We start from the raw sequence: 22,065 nt of genomic DNA, 5'->3' as shown, positions 1-22,065 counted from the left end.
AAGACCTGGCCCTGCTCCACCCGCTGACCCTCGTCCACGATCGGACGCTGATTCGAGCAGGTGCCCTGGTTCGACCGGTTGAACTTGCGCATCCGGTAGCTCTTGCGGGTCCCGTCGTCGGCCATCACGGTGACGTAGTCGGCGGAGACCTCCTCGACCACACCGGGCTTGTCGTTCACCACCACATCGCCCGCGTCCACGGCGGCGCGCAGCTCCATACCGGTGCCGACGATCGGCGCCTCGGAACGGATCAGCGGCACGGCCTGACGCTGCATGTTCGCACCCATCAGGGCGCGGTTGGCGTCGTCGTGCTCGAGGAACGGAATCATGGCGGTCGCCACCGACACCATCTGACGCGGCGAGACGTCCATGAAGTCGATCTCCGTGGGCGCGACGAGTTCGTTCTCCTCGTTGCCCCGGCGGCACAGCACGCGCTCCTCGAGGAAGCGGCCGTCCGCGCCGACCGGCGAGTTCGCCTGAGCGCGCACGTGGCGGTCCTCTTCGTCGGCGGTCAGGTAGACCACCTCGTCGGTGACCCGGCCCTCGACGACCTTGCGGTACGGCGTCTCGATGAAGCCGAACGGGTTGACCCGCGCGTACACCGACAGCGAGCCGATCAGGCCGATGTTCGGGCCTTCCGGGGTCTCGATCGGGCACATGCGGCCGTAGTGCGAGGGGTGCACGTCGCGGACCTCGAGGCCGGCGCGCTCACGGGACAGACCACCCGGGCCCAGCGCCGAAAGACGACGCTTGTGGGTGAGGCCCGACAGCGGGTTGTTCTGGTCCATGAACTGCGACAGCTGGGACGTTCCGAAGAACTCCTTGATCGCGGCCACGACCGGGCGGATGTTGATCAGGGTCTGCGGCGTGATCGCCTCGACGTCCTGCGTGGTCATCCGCTCGCGCACCACGCGCTCCATACGGGAGAGGCCGACCCGGATCTGGTTCTGGATCAGCTCGCCGACGGTGCGCAGGCGACGGTTGCCGAAGTGGTCGATGTCGTCCACTTCCACCGGCACCTCGGCGCCACCGGGGGCGGTCATGGCCTTGTCGCCCGCGTGCAGGCGAACCAGGTACTCGATGGTGTTGACGATGTCTTCCTTGGTCAGCACCGAACCGACGACCTGCTCGCCCACGTGGATACCGAGCTTCTTATTGATCTTGTACCGGCCCACGCGCGCCAGGTCGTAGCGCTTCTCCTTGAAGAACAGGTTCTCCAGCAGGGTCTGCGCCGACTCCTTGGTCGGCGGCTCGCCCGGACGCAGCTTGCGGTAGATGTCCAGCAGCGCCTCGTCCTGGCCCGCGGTGTTGTCCTTCTCCAGGGTCGACATCATGATCTCGGAGAAGCCGAAGCGCTCGACGATCTCCTCGGTGGTCCAGCCCAGCGCCTTGAGCAGCACCGTGACCGGCTGGCGACGCTTGCGGTCGATGCGAACACCCACGGTGTCGCGCTTGTCCACGTCGAACTCCAGCCACGCGCCGCGGCTCGGGATGACGCGCACGCTGTGCAGGTCCTTCTCCGTGCCCTTGTCGACGCTGTGGTCGAAGTAGACACCCGGCGAACGCACCAGCTGCGAGACGACCACGCGCTCGGTGCCGTTGATGATGAACGTGCCCTTGTCGGTCATCATCGGGAAATCACCCATGAAGACCGTCTGGCTCTTGATCTCACCGGTGTTGTTGTTGATGAACTCCGCCGTGACGAACAGCGGAGCCGCGTAGGTCATGTCCTTGTCTTTGCACTCGTCGATCGAGGCCTTGACCTCCTCGAAGCGCGGATCGGAGAAGGACAGGGACATGGAGCCGGAGAAGTCCTCGATCGGGGAGAGCTCCTCGAGCACCTCCTCGAGTCCGCCGACTAGGCCGACGTCGCCGCGGGCCGCGGCTTTCTCACGCCAGTCAGCTGAACCGATCAGCCAAGAAAACGAGTCCGTCTGTAGATCGAGAAGTCCGGGCACCTCCAAGGGCTCACGGATCTTCGCGAAAGACACCCGGGATGGAGCTCCGGGGATTCCGGTAACTGCCTTGGTCTGGGTGGAGACTGCCAAGATGCGTCCTTCCAGCACCTCACGCGCGTCGCGTGGTGGGTCCGCGACCGTCGCTTGTCTGCTACGAATTCCGCTGGTTACAACCCGAACGAAACTCGAACAGGCAACAACGGAAGTAACACCGGAAGGGTGAACTTACGTGTGCAGATCGAGGTATGGACAGGAGGCAGCCAGCGCAACGTCCAAACCTACACCCATCTACACGGAGGTGTCAAAGTACCACCCGTGTGATCCTCCACATGGCTGGCGCGCCGGGCCGAATTCGCTGGCCGCGTCCGGTGCCGCAATGCGCTGGAAGCCACTGTGACAGCTGCCGCTGTTGTGAATAGCGTGACGGGTCGGGCGAAACTCGTCAAGTGGCAGAGCCGACCGAGACGCTAGCGAGATCGCCTGCCGCGCTGGGCCATCCCAGGCGATCGCTGGAGCTCATTGGTCGACGATGTCGCTGGCCAGCCAGCGACCGTCCACCTTCTGCATGTGCAGGACGACGGGACCGGCAACGCTCTGCTGCGCCACGCCGTCCTTGGTTGCGCTCACCACCAAATTGACCAGCAACTCCGCGCGATCATCGGTGAGCAACGTCACGGCGATCGGGTCTGCCTTGGCGTCGGCGCTGGTCTGGGCCTGTTTCACCGCCGAAATGGTGGTTTGGGCGTACTTGTCCAGGTCGGCGAGCATCTTCCCGGTGAGCACCTGCTTCGCGGTGTCCCGGTAGCCGTCGATGTTCTTCACGTCGTAGGCGTAGACGGTCCGCAGGGCGTTGTCGGCGGCCGCGCGCACCTCCTGGGTGGCCTCGTTGTTCACATACGCCTGGTTCGAGGTGTCCACTCCGGGCCGCTGCGCGGCGAGCCATGCAAAGGCGCCCAGCAGCAGCGCGGCAACCAGCAATCCCGCCACGACGCCCCAGCGTGGACGTCCGGCCTCTCGGCGCTGCGGACGGCTCGCCTTCCACGCGACACGCAATCGAGGCAGTCCGGCCTTCTCCTCGAGGCGCTCGGCGCGGGAGGCACCGGATGCCGTGGCGGGACGGGAAACGCCCGCCACGCGCGGCTTGCGCCCCGGTGCGGTGCGCTCGGAACGGGCGGACGCAGCGCGCGACGGCTGCTCGGCGGCAGGACGGCGCTTGGAGGTAACCCGGTTGACCGGTCGGCGAGAAGTCATGGAAGTCCTCCTACGATCCCGGCTTCGGCGCGGCGGGCTGATCCCCGGCGGGCGCGGACGACTGCTGGACGGGCCCACCGCTCAGCAGCACCGGCTGGCCCAGCGAGGAGATCTGCTCGGCCTTCCACACCTCGCCGTCCTTGGCCACGTCGACGGTCCAGCTGTAGCGGTACTCCGCGGACGGCTTGCCCTCGGCCTTCTCCGTCACCTGCAGCACGACCAGCGCCGACGCCTTGTCCTGCTCGCTGTTGAGCGAGGTGAGGGCGGCGCCGAGCACCTTCGAGGTCATCCCGACCCCACTCTGCTGAGCAAGCTTCTCGGCCTGGTCCTTGTTCTTGGTGGCCGAGTCCAGCAGCGCGCCGGTCATCGACGACCTGGCCAGGGCGAGCGAGCCGGGCACGTCATCGAGGTTCATCGAGGTCATGTTCAAGGCGGCCTGGCGTGCGGCGTCCAGGGCGGTGTCGCGCGCGTCGGCGCGCGGGGCGTCGGTGAGCGCGGCACGAACCCAGCCCGCGCCGAACCATGCGGCCGCGACCAGCGCGACCACGAGCAGCGCGGCCGAGCCTGCGAACGCCATCCTGCCGAGCACCGGCGCCATACCGGAAGGCTGGGACCCGTCCTCGGTCCGGTCGGCGGCCTGCGGTTCGTCCGCGACGGCAGCACGGTCGCCGTCGCCCGGCTTCGGGGCACCGGCCGAATCCATGGAAGCCGCCACCGGCGCCGCGGTGTCCGGCGCTTCCTGCTGCACCGGATCGGGCTGCTCGGACAGATCGGCGCTCACGACTGCGCCTCGCTTGCGCTCAGCTCCGTCGTGCGCGAAGGCGCGCTGTGCTCTCGGTTCACTCGCTGACGCTCGCTCACGACAGCACCCCGCCGTCGCTCGGCTCCATCGCGCCCAGGGGCAATGTGCCCATGGTTCGCTCGCTCCAGTTATTCACGCGAGACACCCTAACGTCGTTGCTCCTGGTCACCGCTTCGGCGTGACCCCCAGCAGGGTCGACAGCTGCACGGCGACCGGAGTCAGATTCAGCTTTTCCGGATCGGTCTTGGGATTGCTGTCCCAGGGCTGCACAATGGCCGGATCGGCGAGATCGGCGCGTTCGCCACCCCGGACGGCGGTCGGATTACCGAAGGGCACAAGACATTTGGCGTCCTTGTTGAACGGGAACTCGTCGCGCGTGTCGTCGAAATCCGGGTTCTGCGCCTTCATCTGTTCCAGGATCTGATACGTGCCCTCGTAGCCAACGGTACAAGCGGGCGGATTGTTGGTCTCCAGCACCAAGCCGAAGTGGCTGGTGCCGTCACCGGGCGCGGTGGAGGACCCGCCGATGGACAGCTGCGGCAGGAACTGCAGCAGCGGTCGCAATGCATAGAACTTCGGCGAGATCGCCTGCAGCACCAGCCGCAGGTTCGCCAGGTCCTGGGTGAGCGCGCCGCCGCTCTCGTTGATCAGTCCGCCGATCTGCTCACCCGCGTCGGTTCCGGTGCCGATCAGCCTGCGCACGTCGGGGTCGCTGGAGCGCAACTGGGCGGTGAGCTTGTCCAGACCGTCGCTGAACTCCCGGATGGCGGCGGACTGCTCGGCCTGGGTCCCGAGCGCGATCCTGCCGTCCTGGATCAACTGAATGGTCTGCGGCAGCGTCGCGTGGAAGGTCTCGGTGAATTGGTTCAGCGATTCGATCAGCACCTGCAGATCGTCGCCCTTGCCGTCGAACGCCTTGCCGAGTTCGACCACCGTGGTGTTGAGCGCGTTCAGATCCACCGACCGGGTGAAGTTGTCCACACTGGCCACCAACTGCTCGACCGGAATCGGCGTGGTCACCGAGGTGATCACCGAGTTGTCGCGCAGATACGGGCCCGCATCCGAAGTGGGTTGCAAATCGAGGTACTGCTCGCCGATCGCGGATCGGTTGGCCACCACGGCTTTCGCGGAGGCCGGGATATCCGGCGAAGTGGAATCGATGGTCAGGTGCATCACCACGCCGTCGTCGGTGAGCTCGAGCTCGCCGATCCGGCCGACCGGAACGCCTCGGTAGGTCACCTCGGCGCCCTTGTAGATACCGCCGGTCTGTGCCGCCTGCACGTGCACGGTGTAGAAGCCGAATCCGAGCATCTGGTCGAGCCGTATGTATCTGGCGCCGACATAGACCACGCCGATCACGGCGATCACCACGAACGCGATCAGCTGCCACCGGACCAGACGCGTCACCGCGGACCACTCCCTACGCCTAATTGCTCGAGGATCGCGCCGACCGGACCCGCAGGCACGCCCGGCGCGGGCGGCTGCGCCATGAGCGGCGGCAGCGGCAGGATCGATACCGTCGGCCAGCCCGGCCGCGGGCCGTTGCCGCCGTAGTACGGATTCGTCGGGTTCACGGGCACCGGCGGACCGACCGGTGGGATGTAAACGGGATCCGGCTTGCCCACACCGAGATTGCTGAGCGTGACGCCGATCTGCTGGTCCACCGACAACCAGGTGTTGACCTGCCCGCCGAAGGTGCTCTCCAGCGACGAGTCGGGGAACGGATAGGTCGGAATCAGCGGGAACGCGCTCACCAGATCCGGCGCCGAGCGGCCGAGTTCCTGCAGCGTGGGCCGCAATGCGGTGAGATCGCGGATCAGGTCGTTCTTCGAGGTGTTCAGTACGTCGAAACCGGCCTGGCCGAGGCGGTCCAGCTGGGCGAGCAGGCCGATCAATTGCGGTCGCTGCTCTTCCAGGATCTTGATGCCCTCGGGCAACTGCTCGAGGATCTTGCCGATCTGCTCGGTCTGCGTGCTGACTCTGGCGCTGAGCACATCGAGACCGTCCAGCGCCCTTGTGATGTCGTCCACCTGGTCGTTCAGGCCGTTGACCAGCGTGTTCGCCTGCTCGATCAGCGAGCGCACGCGATCCTCGCGGCCCCCGAAGGTCTTGTTCAGCTCGGTGATGATCGGCTGCAACTGCGCGACACCACCGCCGTTGAGCAGCAGCGACAGTGCGCCGAGCACCTGCTCGATCTCGGTGGCGTGCCTGGTGCGGTCGATCGGGATCACCGACCCGTCGCCAAGGCGGCCGGGATCCGGGTCGGCGGCCGGCCGGGACAGCTCGATGAACTTCTCACCGAGCAGATTCGACTGCCTGACCTCGGCGTGCGCGTTCGCGGGCAGGTCCACCGACGACTGCACCAGGGTGCGCACGGTCGCGGTCCACTGATCCTTGCCGATGGTGATCTCCTCGACCCGGCCGACCGGCACGCCGTCGACCTTGACCGCCGACTGCGGCACCAAGTCGAGTACGTCGTCGAACTGGATGTCGATGTGCATCGGGTGCTCGCCGACATCGGCGCCACCGGGCAGCGGCACGCTGTAGATGCCGTCGGCGGCGCACGAGGTGACCAGCGCGGCGGACAGGCCCAGCGCCAGCGCGGCGCCGAGACCGCGTGCCACAGAACGGATTCGGGCGGTCATCGGTCCCCTCCCTGCGACGGCGGAAGCCGATCCGACTCGGTGCCGGGCACCGTGCCCGGCACCGGGTCGCGCTGTTGGTTCTCGCCGCTGAGAATGCCGAACGGGAGGATCAGCGTCGGGGTCTTCACCCCGGCGGTGATCTGGTCGGTGATTTCCTTGCAGTGGTCGAGAACCGGCCGCATCTGCCTGCCGAGCGCCTCGAACTTCGGATCGCCGGGCATCAGCTTGGACAGGTCGAGCATCTTGCACACCACACCGAACGGGTCCTGCAGGTCGGTGAAGTTGGCGCGCATGTCGAGGGTGCCGGATTCGGCGTTGTGCACGTTGATCAGATTGCTCAGCGCCAACGGCAGCACCGGCAACAGGGCGGCCAGGTCGGCGCGCTGGTCGGCCAGTGTCTTGGTGAGCGTGATCAACCCTTCGGCGTTGCTCGCGATCAGATCCCGGTTGTCGTCGATGAACCGGGCGATGTCACCCAGCGCGATCGACAGCAGATGCAATGCGGCGCCGAGATCTTCGCGTTCGTCGGCGAGGAACGTCGACAGATCGGCCAACTGGACGTTGAACTGCCGCACCTGCTGGTCGTTCTGCGCCAGCATAGTGACGAAGGCTTGCAGATTCTTGACCGTGTCGAAAATGTCCCCGCGGGTGTCTGCCAAGTACCGCGCCGCCCGTGACAACTGGGTGAGGCTGTTGGCCAGCGCCTCGCCGTTGCCGGCCAGGTTTGCCGCGCCGGTACGCACAAGTTCGTTCACCGCGCCATCGGCGTTGGCTCCCTTGGGACCCAACGCGTCCGACAGTTCGGTGATGCTCTTGTACAGCTCATCCACTTCGACGGGGGTAACCGTGCGATCGCGCGGGATCGTCCCGTTGCGCGGCATCTTCGGGCCGTCTTTATAGACCGGGGTCAGCTGGATGTAGCGGTCCGACACGATCGACGGGGTGATCTGCGCGGCTCGCGCGCCTGCGGGCACGTCGTACTTGCGGTCCACGCTCATGACGATCTCGACCTGATCGCCCTGCGGCTCCACGGAAACCACCGAGCCGACCGGCACACCGAGAATGCGCACGTCCGAGCCTTCGTAGATGCCGACCGAGCGATCGAAGTAGGCGGTGATCTTGGTGGTGGTCAGCCGGTCGAACAGCCACCACAGCACTCCGGCCACCAGCACGGCAAGGACGACGACCAACGCGATGGCCACCTTGGCGCCACGGCTGGAACCGCGCACCGCGCCGACGGGATCGCTGCGCCAGTTCTCCGCCACGTCAGTTACCTCCCAGGGTGCGGACCGGCGGACGGTAGCCGGGGATCTCGGGCAGCGCAGGCGGAATCAGGTTGACGATCACCGCGTCGAACCAGCGGCCCGTGCCGAGCACGTTGGCGTAGAGGCCGTAGAAGGGCGCCGCGAGTTCCAATGTCTTGGAGATGTTCTGCTGGTTGGCGTTGAGCAGGTCGATCGAGGCGCGCAGGTTGGTCAGCGCGGGCCCGATCTGCTCCTCGTTGTCGTGCACCAGCGCGGTCAGCTCCGCCGACACCGTCCTGGCTCCGTCCAGCAGCCGCGAGATGGACCGCTGGCGGATGTTCAGCTCGGCGAGCAGCTGACCGCCGGAGGCCAGCAGCCGCTCGAACTCGGCGTTGCGGTCGGCGAGGATCTGGGTGGTCTGCCTGGTCGCGGCGAACAGCCTCTTCAGCTCCTGGTCGCGTTTGGCGAGTGTCTCCGACAGCCGGGCCACACCGTCGATGGAGCCGCGGATCTCCGGCGGCGTCGTCGCGAACGCCTCCGACAGCACCTGCATGCTGCGGGCCAGCTGCGCGGTGTCGATCTGGTCGATATTGCGGGCAGCGTCGGTGAAAGCGTCCACCACGTCGTACGGAGACACCGTGCGCGAGAGCGGAATTCGCTTGTCCGGGTCGGCGGGCTTGGATCCCCTCGGGTCCAGCGCCAGATACTTCTGCCCGAGCAGGGTCTTGATCTGGATCGACGCGGTGGTCTCGTTGCCGATCCACGCGTCCTGGGTACGGAAATCCACGACGACGCGGTCGCCGTCGAGCCGGACATCGGACACCGCACCGACCTTGACGCCTGCGATCCGGACTTCGTTGCCCCGCTTCAGGCCCGCGGCCTCGGTGAACTCCGCGGTGTACTTGGTGCCCGCCCCGATGATGGGCAGCCGGTCGAGGAAGAACGCCGACACCGTCACCAGGAGCACGATGGCGAGGCCGAGCGCGCCCATGAACGCCGGGCTGCGTTTGCCGAGTAGGTTGCGATCTTCCATCAGCGAGCCTTCCCCTGGCAGCGGGGCGCCGCGTTGGTGTACAGCGGCTGGTTGATCGTTGGCATCCCGGCGGGCAGGTTGAGCTGCGGCGCGTCGACCGCGCCCGGACCGACGACGATATCGATGCCACAGAGATAGAACTGGAACCAGGAGCCGTAGCTGCCGGCGCGGCCGAGCTTCTCCATCTTGATCGGCAGGTTGTACAGCGCTTCGTTCACCTCGTCCTGGCGTTCGTCGAGGGTGCCGGTCAGCTGGCTCAGGCCGGCGATCGAGCCTTGCAGCGTCGGACGGACCGGCACCAGCAGATCGGATGTGGCCGAGGTCAGGTCGGCGAGCGAGGTCACCGAGCGCCCGATGGTGTCGCGTTCCGCGGCCAGACCGCTGATCAGCGCCTCGGTGTTCACGATCAACTGGTCGAACTGGTCGTCGCGCTGGTTGACCGTGTCCAGCACGGCGGTCAGGTTCCGGGTCAGCTCACCGATCACGGCGTCCTTGTCCGCGATCCTGTTGGTCAGATTCGCCGTGGTCGCGACCAGGTCGTGGATCGTGCCCTGCTCGCCCTGGAAGACCTGGATGATCTCGAAGGACAGCTTGTTCACGTCCTCGGCGGTCAGCGTGCGGAACAGCGGCCGGAAGCCGTTGAACAAGGTGGTGAGGTTCAACGCGGGCTTGGTGCGCTCCAACGGGATGGTGGCGCCCTCGGTCAGTTTGCGGCCCTGCTCCCCGGTCCCTTGTTCCAAAGCGATGTAGCGCTGACCGACCAAGTTGCGGTACCTGATCGTCGCGGTGGTCGACGCGGGCAACCAGTCCCGGTCGGTGAGATCGAACTCCACCTCGGCCAGGCGCTTGTCCACGATCCGCACATCGGTGACCTTGCCGACCCGCACGCCGGCGATGCGCACCTCGTCACCCCGATTGAGCGAGGTGACGTCGCTGAATCTGGCCTTGAACCCGGTGCCGCCGCGGCTGTAGTTGGCGATGGACAACGCGAGCATGGTGGTCACGAACAAGGTCACCACCGCGAAGATGATCAGCTTGGCCAGTGGCCCGCCCAGGCCACGCAACGGCTGCCTCATCGCACGCTCACCTCGCTTCCGCGGAACGCGGGCGCACCAGCCCGGGTCACCCAGCCGGGCACCTGATCCGGCGCGACACCATTGGCCGCGCCGTAGATCGCGCCGAGCGACTGCTGCTCCATCGGCGAACCGGCGATCGTGGGCATTTTGCTCGCCGGGTAGACGCCGAACTGCGGTGGCTCCAGATTGCCGGTCTCCTGGTCACCGGGGTTGCGGCTGGGCACCGCGTAGGACCCGTCGTTGTTCGGGCCGCCCGTGTACTGGCCGGGGTCGACACCCAACGGCATCTCGGGGATGCACCACGGCCCCCTGGTGTCCAGCCAGCGCGGTTCGTCCTGGTTGGGCAGGTACTTGCCGCGAGTATTGGACAGCTCGACGGTGACGCGCGAGCCGGGCCGATCGGTGCCCTTGCCGAAGATCTTGTCGATGCGTGGCTTCAACTGCGCGAAGTTCGCGAATGAGCAGGCGAAGTTCGGTGAGTAGTAGGCAAGCTGTTCCAGTGCCGGACGCGAGTCGGCGGCCACGTCGATGATGTTGTCGCGGTTGGCGATCAGGAACTCGGTGGTGGTCGCCGAAGATGGCGTCAGCGTCGCGTAGAGCACATCGATATCGGTGCGCCGCTGCACGATCGTCGCGTTGGTGGTCCGCAGATTGTCCAGCGCCTGGATCAGCTGCGGGGCCGCGTCGGAGTACGTGGCGGCGACCTCGGCGAAGCTGCGCAGGTCGGCTTGCAGATCGGGAAGCACGCCGTTGACTTGACGGAAGATCTCGTCCAGCTTGTCCACGCTCTGGCCGAGCGCGGTGCCCTGACCGGCCAGAGCCTGGGACAGCGCGCCCAGGGTGGCGGCGAGGTCCTGCGGCGGAATCGCCTGCAGCAGCGGCAGCAGGTCATCGAGCAGCTTGCTCAGCTCGATGGCGTTGCCGCTGACGTCCTGATGCAGCGTCACGCCGTCGGTCAGGTGCTTCGGACTCGGGTCCTCCGGGATCACCAGGTCCACATAGCGCTCACCGAACAGCGTCTTGGGCAACAGCCGCGCGGTCGCGTTGACCGGAATCTTTTCCGCCTTGTCCGGATCGATGGCCAGGCGCAACGTCACCTCGCCACCCTCGGAACGGCTCGAGCGCACCTCGCCGACAGTGACGCCGCGGGCCTTCACGTCCGCGTTGCGGGTCAGCGCGTTGCCCACCGTGTCGGTGATCAGATCGACCTGCACGGTCTGCACGAACTGCTTGTTGTAGATCGCGACCGTCGTCCACAGGAACAGTGCCACCACGGCGAAGAACGCGATGCCCAGCACCCGGACGCGCAGCTTCTGCGTAGAACGCCAGGCCTGGCCGCCGCGGGTCATCCGGCCACCCGCACCGTGGTCGTGGTGCCCCAGATCGCGAGGCTGAGGAAGAAATCCAGGATGTTCACCAGCACGATCGCGGCGCGGACCGCGCGACCGACCGCGACGCCGACGCCGGCGGGTCCGCCGGTGGCGTGGAAGCCGTAGTAGCAGTGCACCATGATGATCACGAAGGCGAAGACCAGCACCTTGAGGAACGAATAGAGCACGTCCTCCGGTGGCAGGAAGAGACTGAAATAGTGGTCATAGGACCCGCTGGACTGCCCGTTGAACCAGATGCTCACCATTCGCGAGGCCAGGAACGTGCCGAGCAGGCCCACGATGTACAGCGGGATCACCGCGAGGAATCCCGCGATCACCCGGCTGGTGACCAGGAACGGGATGCCGGGCACCGCCATCACCTCGAGTGCGTCGATCTCCTCGGAGATCCGCATGGCGCCCAGCTGCGCGGTGAAACCGCAGCCGACCGTCGCCGACAGCGCCAGCGCGGCGACCAGCGGTGCGATCTCACGGGTATTGATGTAGGCGGTGAGGAAGCCGGTGAGCGCCGAGCTGCCGAGTGCGTCGAGCGCCTTGAAGCCCTGCAGGCCGACGACGACGCCGACCGAGCCGGACATGAACACGATGACGCCGATGGTTCCGCCGATCACCGCGAGCGCGCCGGTGCCGAAGGTGACTTCGGCGAGCAGCCGCATGACCTCCTTGCGGTAGTGCACGGCGGTGCGCGGGATCCAGGCGATGGCCCGGGAGTAGAACGACATCTGGTCGCCCGCGCGATCGATGACGTTCAGCGGCATGCGGATTACTTCCCCGGCCCGCCGCATCGACCTGGCGACCGGGGTGCGATATGACGTGGCCATCGATCAGGCACCCTTGGCTGGGACGACTTGTAGGTAAACCAGGGTCAGGATGAGGTTCACGAAGAACAGCACCATGAATGTGATCACCACGGATTGGTTCACCGCGTCACCGACTCCTTTCGGCCCCCCTTTGGGATGCAATCCCTTGTACGCGGCGATCACACCGGCGATGAGGCCGAATACCGCTGCCTTGATCTCGCCGATCCACAGGTCCGGCAGCTGAGCGAGCGCGGAGAACGACGCCAGGTAGGCGCCGGGCGTTCCGCCTTGCAGCAGCACGTTGAAGAAGTAGCCGCCCGCGATGCCGACCACCGACACCAGGCCGTTGAGCAGCAGCGCCACCAGCATCATGCCGAGCACGCGCGGTACGACGAGCTTGCGCACCGGATCGACGCCGAGCACCTCCATGGCGTCGATCTCCTCGCGGATGGTGCGCGAGCCGAGATCGGCGGCTACCGCCGACCCGGCCGCGCCCGCGATGATCAGCGCCGTGACGACCGGAGCCGCCTGCTGGACGGTGGCCAGCACGCTGGTTGCGCCAGTGAAGGATTCAGCGCCCAACTGTTTGATGAGCGAGCCGGTTTGCAATGCCACGACCGCACCGAACGGAATCGCGACCAGTGCGCTGGGCAGGATCGAAACACTCGCGATGAACCACGACTGCTCGATGAACTCCCGCCACTCGAAGGGCCGACGGAATGTCTTGCGAAGAACATCGATGAACAGCGCAAAGATGTTGCCGGCCTGGGCAAACCCCGACTCCAGTGGAGCTCGCAATCGCGCCAGGGTGGAAGTCACGATCGCAGATGTTACCCGTTAGTTGTGTTGTGTCGCACGGTGGCGTCGTACGCGCCGCCCGGATAACTCGCCAGGTCGCCGCTACTGTTGTACGCCACCACCTGCGTGTCATCGTTCTCAGCAAGTGACTCGCGAATCGCCACCTGAGCCGCGTGCGGCAGGGTGTGCATGATCTCCCGGACGCGCTCTTTACGCCGCAGTACCGCCTGCCGCACCGGCATACCCGGCGTGGCCCGCATCTGCGGAATGATGCCCTCGACCTCCTCGGCGCCGCCATGGTGGTGCCCGGCGTCCACCAGCGCTTGCTCGCGTGCCATCTGGGCCTCGTCCTTCTCCTCGGACATGCCGATCGGGCCGATCATCCGGCCGTTGAGGAACTGCTTGACCACCGGCTCCTCCGACGTCAGCAACACCTCGCGCGGGCCGAACATGACCAGCTGGCGACGGAAGAGCATGCCGATGTTGTCCGGCACGGTACGGGCCAGGTTGATGTTGTGCGTGACGATCAGGATCGTGGCGTCGATCTGGGCGTTGATATCGATCAGCAGCTGGCTCAGATACGACGTGCGCACCGGGTCCAGACCGGAGTCGGGCTCGTCGACGAGAATGATCTGCGGATCCAGCACCAGGGCGCGGGCCAGCCCGGCGCGCTTGCGCATACCACCGGAGATCTCGCCGGGCAGCTTGCCCTCGGCCCCGAGCAGACCGGTCAGCTCCAGCTTCTCCATCACGATCTTCTTGATCTCGGATTCGCTCTTCTTGGTGTGCTCGCGCAGCGGGAAGGCCACGTTGTCGAAGAGGTTCATCGAGCCGAACAGCGCACCGTCCTGGAACAGCACGCCGAATAGCTTGCGAATCTCGTAGAGCTCCTTGTTGGAGCAGGTGGTGATATCCGTGCCGTCGATGTAGATGGAGCCGCGCTCCGGACGCAAGAGACCGATCAGCGACTTGAGGAACACCGACTTACCGGTGCCCGACGGGCCGAGCAGCGCGCTCACTTCGCCCGATGGCAACGTCAAAGACACATCCTGCCAAATTCGCTGCGAACCGAAGGACTTGGTTACACCTTCGGTCCTGACCTCGACGCCCACGCCAACCTCCACAATTTCTCAACGAGCTGCCCACCGGCGGAACCGCGCGCTCGGTCATCACGGTGCTTCACGTCACAGTGGGTGCGGTCACTGTAACCCATGAGAGAGACGGGGCACACCCCTACTTGACTGAAGAGTAACCCCGCAAAGCCGTTTGTATTCGAAACAGTGCCGAGGTCCGAAAAAAGAGCAAAATGTTGCGGAAAAATAACAAACGGACGGCCCCCAATGGGGACCGCCCGCTCGCGTATTTCGGTCTGGAATTACTTGACCGCGACCTTGGCGCCGGCCTCTTCCAGCTTCGCCTTGGCAGCCTCGGCGGCTTCCTTGGCGACCTTCTCCAGGATCGGCTTCGGGGCGCTCTCGACCAGGTCCTTGGCTTCCTTCAGGCCCAGGCCGGAGACGATCTCGCGGACCACCTTGATGACCTGGATCTTCTTGTCGCCTGCACCCTCGAGGATGACGTCGAACTCGTCCTGCTCCTCGGCGGCCTCGGCCGGAGCGGCGGCACCGCCGACGGCGGCGACTGCGACCGGAGCAGCCGCGGTGACCTCGAACTTCTCCTCGAACTTCTTCACGAAGTCCGAGAGCTCGAGCAGGGTCATGTTGCCGAAGACCTCGAGCAGTTCGTCAACGTTGGCCATTGTTGTGTTCCTTTCGGTAGTTGATGTCTATGCGGGCGAGTTCTGCCGCACGGGTTTTACTCGGCGGCAGTTCCGCCTTCTTCGGCCTGCTTCTTCTCCTGCAGCGCGGCGGCCAGGCGGGCCACCTGCGAGGCGGGAGCGTTGAACAGACCGGCGGCCTTCGCCAGGTTGCCCTTCAGGGCGCCAGCGAGCTTGGCCAGCAGGACCTCGCGGGTCTCCAGGTCGGCGATGCGCTCGACCTCGGACACGGACAGCGGAGCGCCGTCCATGTAGCCGCCCTTGATGACGAGCGCCTTGTTGTCCTTCGCGAAGGTCTTCAGCGCCTTGGCCGCATTGACCGGCTCACCGCTGATGAAGGTGATCGCGGTAGGGCCGACGAACAGATCGTCGAGACCTTCCACGCCCGCCTCGGCGGCAGCCCGCTTGACCAGGGTGTTCTTGGCGACGGAGTACGTGGCGTCGGCGCCGAGCGCGCGCCGCAGCTCGGTGAGCTTGCCGACCGACAGGCCACGGTATTCCGTGACGACGGTGGCCGTCGAGCTCCTGAACTGCTCCGCGATCTCCGCGACCGCGGTGACCTTCTCGGGTTTTGCCATACTTCGCCTCCTCTCTGATGGTCGGTTCGTACACGCGAACTACCGATCAGGGTCGGCGACAAAACAAACGCCCCGAACGCAGAGCGTTCCGGGGCGCAACAGAAAACCGGTCCGGGACGTAATGCACCCGGATCAATTCCCAGCCTCGGCTCTCCCTGCGTGGGCCGCCGGCAATGTCGCCGGACCTTCGACCGAACCCTCGCGGGATCGGCGACCAACGGTCTTCGGTAGAACGGATTGGGTAGCGATCGAACGTGTCGATAACTGACGTCCAATGTACCTGGACGGTTCCTATCCGCCAAAACGACCCTGCACAGAAACCGAACCGCTACCTTCGGAAGATCGTGTCGCGCATCACATCTCCTGTCGCGTGTGGCGAACATCGCCGAAAGAATCTGTGACTCGGAGTGACGTTTACTGCTTAAGGCTCCTGAGCTCCGAGCGGAGCGGGTTCGACTCGACAGACACCCTGCACCCTATCGATGCCCTTGTCGAACGAAGCGATGCTCGAGCCCGCATCAGCTTCTGCTAGCGCAGCCAGATAGGCGTCGGCAAAGGACAACCGGTGATGCTCATAGACGTCGATCGTGCGGATCAGCAGTGCGGGATCGTCGGTCACGATATTCCGGGTCCCCACGAGAGCGCGCGACAGCGCCGCGACCTGTGGCCTCGCGACCCGGTAGACGCTCTGTAGTACGTACACCATTTCCGCCAGTATCAGGTCCGGCAAGTGCAATGAGTCGGACTCTGCGAGGAAGGCGGTCGCGCGCTTCCCCATCTCCGGTGGATCCTGCGTGAAGTGGCGCACCAGAATGTTGGTGTCCAGGAAGACCGTCACGGCTCGCCTTCCTGCCATTGCGCTGCCCATGCCGCTTCCCGGATCTCATCCCAAGACTTCCCGCGAACCTCTGGCGGTACTGGCACACTCCCCGCCAGCTCGAGCAGGTCGGGTGTACGCGCGAGCACAACGACCTGGCCCTCGACCCGGAAGAGTACGTTGTCGCCCACCTGCAACTCGAGCGCTTCCCTAACCGCCTTCGGCACGGTTAGCTGGCCTTTCGACGTCAACCGGGCATGTGCGTCCATACTCTCTCTCCTTACAATCCGCTAGAGGTAAGGATACCGGCCCGGGTTGATACTCCCAGAAACGCGCGACGGCGGGAACGCGATGTGCGTTCCCGCCGCTGCGGTGGGTGTTCAGGTGCTGCTTACGCGTCCTCGTCGAGGAGGTTGCGGGTGCGGTTCGGGTCCACCGGGATGCCCGGTCCGGTATTCGTCGAGACCGTCACCTTCTTGACGTAGCGGCCCTTGGCGGTCGACGGCTTGACGCGCAGGATCTCGTCCAGCGCGGCGCCGTAGTTCTCCACCAGCTTGGTGTCGTCGAAGGACGCCTTGCCGATGACGAAGTGCAGGTTGGCCTGCTTGTCGACGCGGAAGTTGATCTTGCCGCCCTTGATGTCGTTGACGGCCTTGGTCACGTCGGTGGTGACCGTGCCCGTCTTCGGGTTCGGCATCAGACCGCGCGGGCCGAGGACACGCGCGATGCGACCGACCTTGGCCATCTGGTCCGGGGTGGCGATCGCGGCGTCGAAGTCCAGCCAGCCGCCCTGGATCCGCTCGATCAGGTCCTCGGCGCCGACGGCGTCGGCGCCGGCGGCCTCGGCCTCGGCAGCCTTCTCGCCCGCCGCGAACACGATGACGCGGGCAGTCTTACCGGTGCCGTGCGGCAGGTTGACGGTGCCGCGGACCATCTGGTCGGCCTTGCGGGGATCCACACCGAGTCGCACGGCGACCTCGACGGTCGCGTCGGTCTTGGTGGTGGCGGTCTCCTTCGCCAGGCGCGCGGCGGCCAGCGGGGAGTAGAGCTCGGTGCGATCGACCTTCTCGGCCGCGCCGAGGTATGCCTTGCTTCGTTTTGCCATGATTCTCTGTCCTTGTGTGTGGTTCAGACGTGGTTATCGGGCCTGGCCGGCCCTCCCACCAGGGAGCGAGTCCGCTCAGCCCTCGACGGTGATGCCCATCGAGCGCGCGGTACCCGCGATGATCTTGGCCGCCTGATCGAGATCGTTGGCGTTCAGATCTTCCTGCTTGGTCTTGGCGATCTCGCGCACCTGGTCCATGGTCACCTTGGCGACCTTGTTGCGGTGCGGCTCGGCCGAGCCCTTCTGCACGCCCGCGGCCTTGAGCAGCAGCTTGGCGGCCGGCGGGGTCTTCAGCTTGAAGTCGAAGGACCGGTCCTCGTACACCGAGATCTCGACCGGGATGACGTTGCCGCGCTGCGACTCGGTCGCGGCGTTGTACGCCTTGCAGAACTCCATGATGTTGACGCCGTGCTGACCGAGCGCGGGGCCGACCGGAGGGGCCGGGTTCGCCTGGCCGGCCTGGATCTGAAGCTTGATGATCCCGGCGAGCTTCTTCTTCTTGGGGGGCATCTTTCTTTCCTAGGTGTTTGGTGTCCCTTGCTCTTTGCAAGTCGTGGTGTTGCGATCCTCGACCGGGCGCAATGCACCCTGCCGCTGACAAGAACTGGGTCTAGATCTTCGCGACCTGGGTGAACGCCAGCTCGACCGGCGTCTCGCGGCCGAAGATCGACACGAGCACCTTGAGCTTCTGCTGTTCGGCGTTGACCTCGGAGATGCTGGCGGGCAGCGTCGCGAACGGGCCGTCCATCACCGTCACGGACTCGCCGACCTCGAAGTCGACCTCGATGACCGGCTTCGGTGCGACCTCGCCGCCCGCGGTCTCGGTGGTCGCCGCGGCGGCGGCCGCTGCGGGCTTCTTCTGCTGCTGCGCGGCCGGGACGAGGAACTTCACCACGTCGTCGATGGACAGCGGCGAGGGGCGCGAGGTGGCGCCGACGAATCCGGTGACGCCGGGGGTGTTGCGTACGGCGCCCCACGACTCGTCGTTGAGCTCCATCCGGACCAGGATGTAGCCGGGCAGCACCTTGCGGTTGACGTGCTTGCGCTGCCCGTTCTTGATCTCGGTGACCTCTTCGGTGGGGACCTCGACCTGGAAGATGTAGTCCTCCAGGTCCAGGTTCTGCACGCGGGTCTCGAGGTTGGCCTTCACCTTGTTCTCGTAGCCCGCATAGGAGTGGATGACATACCACTCGCCGGGGGCGCGCCGCAGCGCTGCCTTCATCTCGGCGACGGGATCGGCGGGCTCGGCATCGATGGCAGCGGTGGGGGCGGACGCAGCGGGCTCCGATTCTTCGACCGGGGACTCGTCGGTCGCGAACTCCTCGACGGAGTCGGTGGGCTCGGCCACCGCGTCGTCGTCGGCCGGGAACTTGTCGTGTGTGTCGTTCTCCGGGGTGCTCACTGGGGCACTCGCTTCCTGTGTCGTCACGTACATCCTCTGCGTGCCGGGCCGGGCGCGGCGAAATGCTTCCGCCCGTGTCCGCCCCGGGATCGGCTACTGGCTTCGGCGTCGTTCAGCTAGCCGAACAGCCAGTTGACACCCTTGATGAACGCCAGATCCAACCCGCTGATGAACGCGACCATGAAAATCACGAACACCAGAACAACGCTCGTATAGGTGACCATCTGCTTCCGGTTGGGCCAGATCACCTTGCGCAGTTCCGCGATGACCTCACGCAGGAACTTGATCAAACGCTTGAACGGATTACCCGACTTGCGCTCGGCCCGATCGGTTGTCTTGGCTGCCTTCCGCGACGGGCGGTCGAGCGTGGCGATCGCGCCCGTGTCGGCCGGCGAGGACGTACGAGTCCGCCGCGCGGACCGCTTGCCGCTCGGCCGAGTCGCTGCAGCGGTGCCATCGCCTTCGTCGGCATGTGCGCCGCGGCGAGTGTCCCGCTCGTCCACGTCGATCCTCTCTCGTCGCTGGCATCCAGGGCAGGGGCGACAGGACTTGAACCTGCAACCTGCGGTTTTGGAGACCGCTGCTCTGCCAGTTGAGCTACGCCCCTTCGGTCGGACGGTGTGAGCTGTCCAACCACTCTTCGGTATTCAGTTGTGTCCTGGTGTCACACAACACGCGCGCCACTCCGGCAGTTGCCGGCCCCGTCGGCGATCCGGGCGGACCGCCTGGAACCAGCCCTACAGAGCAGCGCGCAGCGGCTGGTGACCCCAGAAACCTGAGTGTACGTTACCGTGCGCGGCATTAGCCAATCAGGGTCGGCCGACCAGGTCAGGCCAGTTGCACCGTCGCGGTGGCGCGGCCGAAGATCTTCTTTCCCGCCGACTTCGCCACGATGGCCACGACCGCGGTCTTGGCTTCCGGATCGACTGATTTCACCTTACCGGTGTACTCGACCTCGGCGGCCTCGTCGGTGCCCACGTAGACCGGGCTGGTGAAACGGACATTGTACTCCTTGATCGCGCCGGGATCACCCAGCCAGGAGGTGACGAAACCGCCACCGAGGCCCATGGTGAGCATGCCGTGTGCGACGACGTCGTCCAGGCCGACCAGCTTCACGACCTCGTCGCTCCAGTGGATCGGGTTGGCGTCGCCGGAGACGCCCGCGTAGTTCACCAGGTCGCCGCGGGTGAGCCGGGCGGTACGCGGAGGCAGCTCGTCGCCGACCGAGACGTCCTCGAAGCGGATGGCGTGCTGGGTGCGGAGCCCTTCGGCGGCAGGGGCGAGCGGCGCGGGGGCCTGGCTCGCGGGAGCCCCGGTGCGCGGGCGATGTACGGGTTCCTCCTCGCCGATGCCGTGCATGAGCACGTTGCGGACGGCGGCGGTGAGGTTCGGGTCGATGTCACCGCCGCTGCGGCCGACGAGCGTGGTGTAGGTGGTGAGCACCAGTTCGTCGTTCTGCGCGGTGACGATGTTCTTGGTCACGATGATGTCGCCGCCGAAGGCCTGCCGGAACGAGTGCAGGTAGACGTCGCAGGTGAGTTGGTCGCCGACCTTGATCGGGCGGTGGAACTCCAGGATCTGGTCGGTTTGCATGATCTGGCTGAGGTCGTAGCCGGTGACGACCTGTTCGAACAGCTTGCGCTGGGCCAGGATGCCGACCAGGGAGATGAACGTGACCGGCGCGAGCAGGTTGTCGTAGCCGTATTCCTGGGCCACGTCCTCGTCCCAGTGCACCGGGTGGTAGTCCTGCACGGCGCGGGCGTATTCCCGCACCTTCTCGCGGCCGACCTCGTAGTAGTCGTCGACGCGGTAGTGGTGACCGACCATCGCCGCGGCGTGGGCCGCGGGGTCGAGCGCCTCGCCCGTCTGGACCGCTTCGTCTGTACCGGTGTTGATTGTCACGGGAGGACTGTACCTATCTGACCCCGATGCACGGAGTCGGTGGAGCGCTCACCACCGCACCCACACCGTGAAAATGCGTCAGGGCCGGACTATTGTCCGGCCCTCGCGGTGTCACGGCCCGAGATACCGGGATACGACTCCCGGCACCATCCCACGCGGTAGTTCACGCGTGGAGAACTAGCGGGATTCGCGGTGCGCCCGGTGGGTGCCGCAGTTCGGGCAGAACTTCTTCAGCTCCAGCCGATCCGGATCGTTGCGCCGGTTCTTCTTGGTGATGTAGTTGCGGTGCTTGCACTGCTCGCAGGCCAAGGTGATCTTTGGCCGGACATCGGTGGACTTCGCGGCCACGATATGCCTTCTTTCCGGTACCTGATGGGCTTGATCGGTTGTGGTAGCGATGGCCGGACTTGAACCGGCGACACAACGATTATGAGTCGTTTGCTCTACCGACTGAGCTACACCGCCACAGCGTCGCATTGCCATGGTGCCGAGCCCAACTACGGGAGCGATGCCGAGTCGGCCACCACCGGCAATCCGGCGAGCCCCCTAACGGAATCGAACCGTTGACCTTTTCCTTACCATGGAAACGCTCTGCCGACTGAGCTAAGGGGGCATGACTACTTCCGCACCGAGCCCCAAACACTCGACCTCAGCGCGGCGAAGTCTTGAACGAGGTTACACACTCACCGGTCGCACCACCAAACCGCATGGTCAGAGCTGTATTTTTGGCCGCGCGGGCGCGGCGTGTTCGCGGCCCCCTTGTGGCTCGCGTCCGAGCGATCGCCGCTGGCGACTGCGTCGCGGACGCGTCGGCCGCTCGGACGCGAGCCGGGCCGCGAACGGGGAATGCTCGGTCTCGCTTCGCTCGAAAACGAGGGTTGAGCCAATCGGGTTGCGTGGAGCAGCAATGGCAACACTGAGTGATTGGCCGCGGTAGCTTGCGCAGGATTATTCGGTTGGGGCTCACATCCGAGCGACTGCGGTGCCGCGCGCATGGAAACCCCGCTGTCGGGTTGGAAGTGCGCATCGGCCCTAGCGATCGACCGAGCAGTGAAAGCAATCCACACGCACGAACGAACCGAACACCCCGCACCCAACCAATCACTGGCATATCCACCACCCGGACACGGTCTCCCAACGCAACCACTGAAAAGGGGGGGTCCGGGGGGCGAAGCCCCGCCGGGCGGGGCGTGGGGGTTGCACCCCCACAAGACAAGACGAAGCGAGCCCTGTACGCGCTTTCTGCGTACAGGGCTCGCCTATCGAGCGGAGTGGCAGGTGTAGGATTCGAACCTACGTAGGCTTTCACCGACAGATTTACAGTCTGCTCCCATTGGCCGCTCGGGCAACCTGCCGTTCGCGCATTGTTTCTGCGCGCTGAGCAGAATACATCGAACCCGCACCCTGAATGCAAACCGGCTGGCTATCGGCTATGCGGCGCGACTACCCTCGGGCCTGGCGGGTAGAACTGACGAGGGCCGGAAGCCTCCGG

At 65.7% G+C, this 22,065-nt stretch carries 22 protein-coding genes and 4 tRNA genes; all 26 read right to left on the bottom strand.

Annotated elements, in window-relative coordinates; all coding sequences use genetic code 11:
* A partial coding sequence (gene rpoB / locus NA4_RS12585; RefSeq protein WP_084497024.1) for a DNA-directed RNA polymerase subunit beta occupies positions 1-2,066 on the bottom strand: 2,066 nt, incomplete at its 3' end.
* A gap of 408 nt (positions 2,067-2,474) precedes the next feature.
* Entirely contained in the window at positions 2,475-3,209 is a 735-nt protein-coding gene (locus NA4_RS12580) for a hypothetical protein (RefSeq protein WP_067468981.1), read from the bottom strand.
* Between the two features lie 10 nt (positions 3,210-3,219).
* Complete coding sequence (locus NA4_RS12575; protein WP_245671304.1) at positions 3,220-3,990, bottom strand: hypothetical protein; 771 nt, start codon at positions 3,988-3,990, stop codon at positions 3,220-3,222.
* Between the two features lie 186 nt (positions 3,991-4,176).
* Positions 4,177-5,418: an MCE family protein gene (locus NA4_RS12570; protein WP_067468978.1), complete on the bottom strand. Its 1,242-nt coding sequence runs from the start codon at positions 5,416-5,418 to the stop codon at positions 4,177-4,179.
* Positions 5,415-6,656, bottom strand: a complete 1,242-nt coding sequence (locus NA4_RS12565) for an MCE family protein (RefSeq protein ID WP_084497019.1) — start codon at positions 6,654-6,656, stop codon at positions 5,415-5,417. The genes NA4_RS12570 and NA4_RS12565 overlap by 4 nt, the downstream gene beginning before the upstream one ends.
* On the bottom strand, positions 6,653-7,921 hold the full coding sequence (locus NA4_RS12560; protein WP_373862782.1) for an MCE family protein: 1,269 nt from the start codon (positions 7,919-7,921) through the stop codon (positions 6,653-6,655). The genes NA4_RS12565 and NA4_RS12560 overlap by 4 nt, the downstream gene beginning before the upstream one ends.
* Before the next feature lies 1 nt (position 7,922).
* Positions 7,923-8,933, bottom strand: a complete 1,011-nt coding sequence (locus NA4_RS12555) for an MCE family protein (RefSeq protein ID WP_067468974.1) — start codon at positions 8,931-8,933, stop codon at positions 7,923-7,925.
* On the bottom strand, positions 8,933-10,009 hold the full coding sequence (locus NA4_RS12550; RefSeq protein ID WP_174552935.1) for an MCE family protein: 1,077 nt from the start codon (positions 10,007-10,009) through the stop codon (positions 8,933-8,935). Before NA4_RS12550 ends, NA4_RS12555 begins: the two co-directional genes overlap by 1 nt.
* Positions 10,006-11,358, bottom strand: coding sequence for an MCE family protein (locus tag NA4_RS12545; protein WP_067468971.1), 1,353 nt, complete (start codon positions 11,356-11,358; stop codon positions 10,006-10,008). The genes NA4_RS12550 and NA4_RS12545 overlap by 4 nt, the downstream gene beginning before the upstream one ends.
* Positions 11,355-12,218, bottom strand: coding sequence for an MlaE family ABC transporter permease (locus tag NA4_RS12540; RefSeq protein ID WP_067468968.1), 864 nt, complete (start codon positions 12,216-12,218; stop codon positions 11,355-11,357). Before NA4_RS12540 ends, NA4_RS12545 begins: the two co-directional genes overlap by 4 nt.
* 3 nt (positions 12,219-12,221) lie before the next feature.
* Entirely contained in the window at positions 12,222-13,016 is a 795-nt protein-coding gene (locus tag NA4_RS12535; protein WP_067468965.1) for an MlaE family ABC transporter permease, read from the bottom strand.
* An 11-nt stretch (positions 13,017-13,027) separates the two neighbouring features.
* Entirely contained in the window at positions 13,028-14,107 is a 1,080-nt protein-coding gene (locus NA4_RS12530; RefSeq protein WP_174552934.1) for an ABC transporter ATP-binding protein, read from the bottom strand.
* 263 nt (positions 14,108-14,370) lie between these two features.
* Positions 14,371-14,751, bottom strand: coding sequence for a 50S ribosomal protein L7/L12 (gene rplL / locus NA4_RS12525; RefSeq protein ID WP_067468960.1), 381 nt, complete (start codon positions 14,749-14,751; stop codon positions 14,371-14,373).
* Positions 14,752-14,807: 56 nt separating this feature from the next.
* On the bottom strand, positions 14,808-15,347 hold the full coding sequence (rplJ, locus tag NA4_RS12520; RefSeq protein ID WP_040783820.1) for a 50S ribosomal protein L10: 540 nt from the start codon (positions 15,345-15,347) through the stop codon (positions 14,808-14,810).
* 421 nt (positions 15,348-15,768) lie between these two features.
* Positions 15,769-16,185, bottom strand: coding sequence for a type II toxin-antitoxin system VapC family toxin (locus NA4_RS12515; protein ID WP_067468957.1), 417 nt, complete (start codon positions 16,183-16,185; stop codon positions 15,769-15,771).
* Entirely contained in the window at positions 16,182-16,433 is a 252-nt protein-coding gene (locus NA4_RS12510) for an AbrB/MazE/SpoVT family DNA-binding domain-containing protein (protein WP_067468954.1), read from the bottom strand. The genes NA4_RS12515 and NA4_RS12510 overlap by 4 nt, the downstream gene beginning before the upstream one ends.
* Before the next feature lie 122 nt (positions 16,434-16,555).
* Positions 16,556-17,269, bottom strand: a complete 714-nt coding sequence (rplA, locus tag NA4_RS12505) for a 50S ribosomal protein L1 (protein ID WP_067468951.1) — start codon at positions 17,267-17,269, stop codon at positions 16,556-16,558.
* 75 nt (positions 17,270-17,344) lie between these two features.
* The gene (rplK, locus tag NA4_RS12500; RefSeq protein ID WP_039802009.1) at positions 17,345-17,779 is read right to left on the bottom strand and encodes a 50S ribosomal protein L11; all 435 of its coding nucleotides are present in this window, start codon (positions 17,777-17,779) and stop codon (positions 17,345-17,347) included.
* A gap of 100 nt (positions 17,780-17,879) precedes the next feature.
* Positions 17,880-18,671, bottom strand: a complete 792-nt coding sequence (nusG, locus tag NA4_RS12495) for a transcription termination/antitermination protein NusG (protein ID WP_067468948.1) — start codon at positions 18,669-18,671, stop codon at positions 17,880-17,882.
* A gap of 116 nt (positions 18,672-18,787) precedes the next feature.
* A complete protein-coding gene (gene secE / locus NA4_RS12490) occupies positions 18,788-19,174 on the bottom strand; it encodes a preprotein translocase subunit SecE (RefSeq protein ID WP_067468945.1) in 387 nt (128 codons plus the stop codon).
* A 31-nt stretch (positions 19,175-19,205) separates the two neighbouring features.
* Positions 19,206-19,278: transfer RNA gene (locus NA4_RS12485), tRNA-Trp, on the bottom strand.
* Positions 19,279-19,499: 221 nt separating this feature from the next.
* Positions 19,500-20,567 carry a fused (3R)-hydroxyacyl-ACP dehydratase subunits HadA/HadB gene (locus NA4_RS12480; RefSeq protein WP_067469020.1) on the bottom strand — a complete coding sequence of 356 codons (1,068 nt, stop codon included), beginning with the start codon at positions 20,565-20,567 and terminating at the stop codon, positions 19,500-19,502.
* A gap of 183 nt (positions 20,568-20,750) precedes the next feature.
* A complete protein-coding gene (gene rpmG / locus NA4_RS12475; protein ID WP_011211653.1) occupies positions 20,751-20,921 on the bottom strand; it encodes a 50S ribosomal protein L33 in 171 nt (56 codons plus the stop codon).
* Positions 20,922-20,962: 41 nt separating this feature from the next.
* Positions 20,963-21,038: transfer RNA gene (locus tag NA4_RS12470), tRNA-Met, on the bottom strand.
* A 75-nt stretch (positions 21,039-21,113) separates the two neighbouring features.
* Positions 21,114-21,186, bottom strand: a tRNA-Thr gene (locus tag NA4_RS12465).
* 659 nt (positions 21,187-21,845) lie between these two features.
* Positions 21,846-21,928, bottom strand: a tRNA-Tyr gene (locus tag NA4_RS12460).
* Positions 21,929-22,065 lie beyond the last annotated feature (137 nt).

This window comes from Nocardia amamiensis NBRC 102102 (assembly GCF_001612745.1).
GTDB classification, from domain to species: Bacteria; Actinomycetota; Actinomycetes; order Mycobacteriales; family Mycobacteriaceae; genus Nocardia; species Nocardia amamiensis.
The sequence above is the reverse complement of the archived record's forward strand: the minus strand, read 5'-3'. Positions and strand labels throughout refer to the sequence as shown.

Excerpts from the sequence above, each read along its gene's own strand:
- NA4_RS12580 (WP_067468981.1), bottom strand. The coding sequence starts at position 3,209 with ATGACTTCTCGCCGACCGGTCAACCGGGTTACCTCCAAGCGCCGTCCT.
- NA4_RS12565 (WP_084497019.1), bottom strand. The coding sequence starts at position 6,656 with ATGACCGCCCGAATCCGTTCTGTGGCACGCGGTCTCGGCGCCGCGCTG.
- NA4_RS12555 (WP_067468974.1), bottom strand. The coding sequence starts at position 8,933 with ATGGAAGATCGCAACCTACTCGGCAAACGCAGCCCGGCGTTCATGGGC.
- NA4_RS12550 (WP_174552935.1), bottom strand. The coding sequence starts at position 10,009 with ATGAGGCAGCCGTTGCGTGGCCTGGGCGGGCCACTGGCCAAGCTGATC.
- NA4_RS12545 (WP_067468971.1), bottom strand. The coding sequence starts at position 11,358 with ATGACCCGCGGCGGCCAGGCCTGGCGTTCTACGCAGAAGCTGCGCGTC.
- NA4_RS12540 (WP_067468968.1), bottom strand. The coding sequence starts at position 12,218 with ATGGCCACGTCATATCGCACCCCGGTCGCCAGGTCGATGCGGCGGGCC.
- rplL (WP_067468960.1), bottom strand. The coding sequence starts at position 14,751 with ATGGCCAACGTTGACGAACTGCTCGAGGTCTTCGGCAACATGACCCTG.
- rplJ (WP_040783820.1), bottom strand. The coding sequence starts at position 15,347 with ATGGCAAAACCCGAGAAGGTCACCGCGGTCGCGGAGATCGCGGAGCAG.
- NA4_RS12510 (WP_067468954.1), bottom strand. The coding sequence starts at position 16,433 with ATGGACGCACATGCCCGGTTGACGTCGAAAGGCCAGCTAACCGTGCCG.
- rplA (WP_067468951.1), bottom strand. The coding sequence starts at position 17,269 with ATGGCAAAACGAAGCAAGGCATACCTCGGCGCGGCCGAGAAGGTCGAT.
- rplK (WP_039802009.1), bottom strand. The coding sequence starts at position 17,779 with ATGCCCCCCAAGAAGAAGAAGCTCGCCGGGATCATCAAGCTTCAGATC.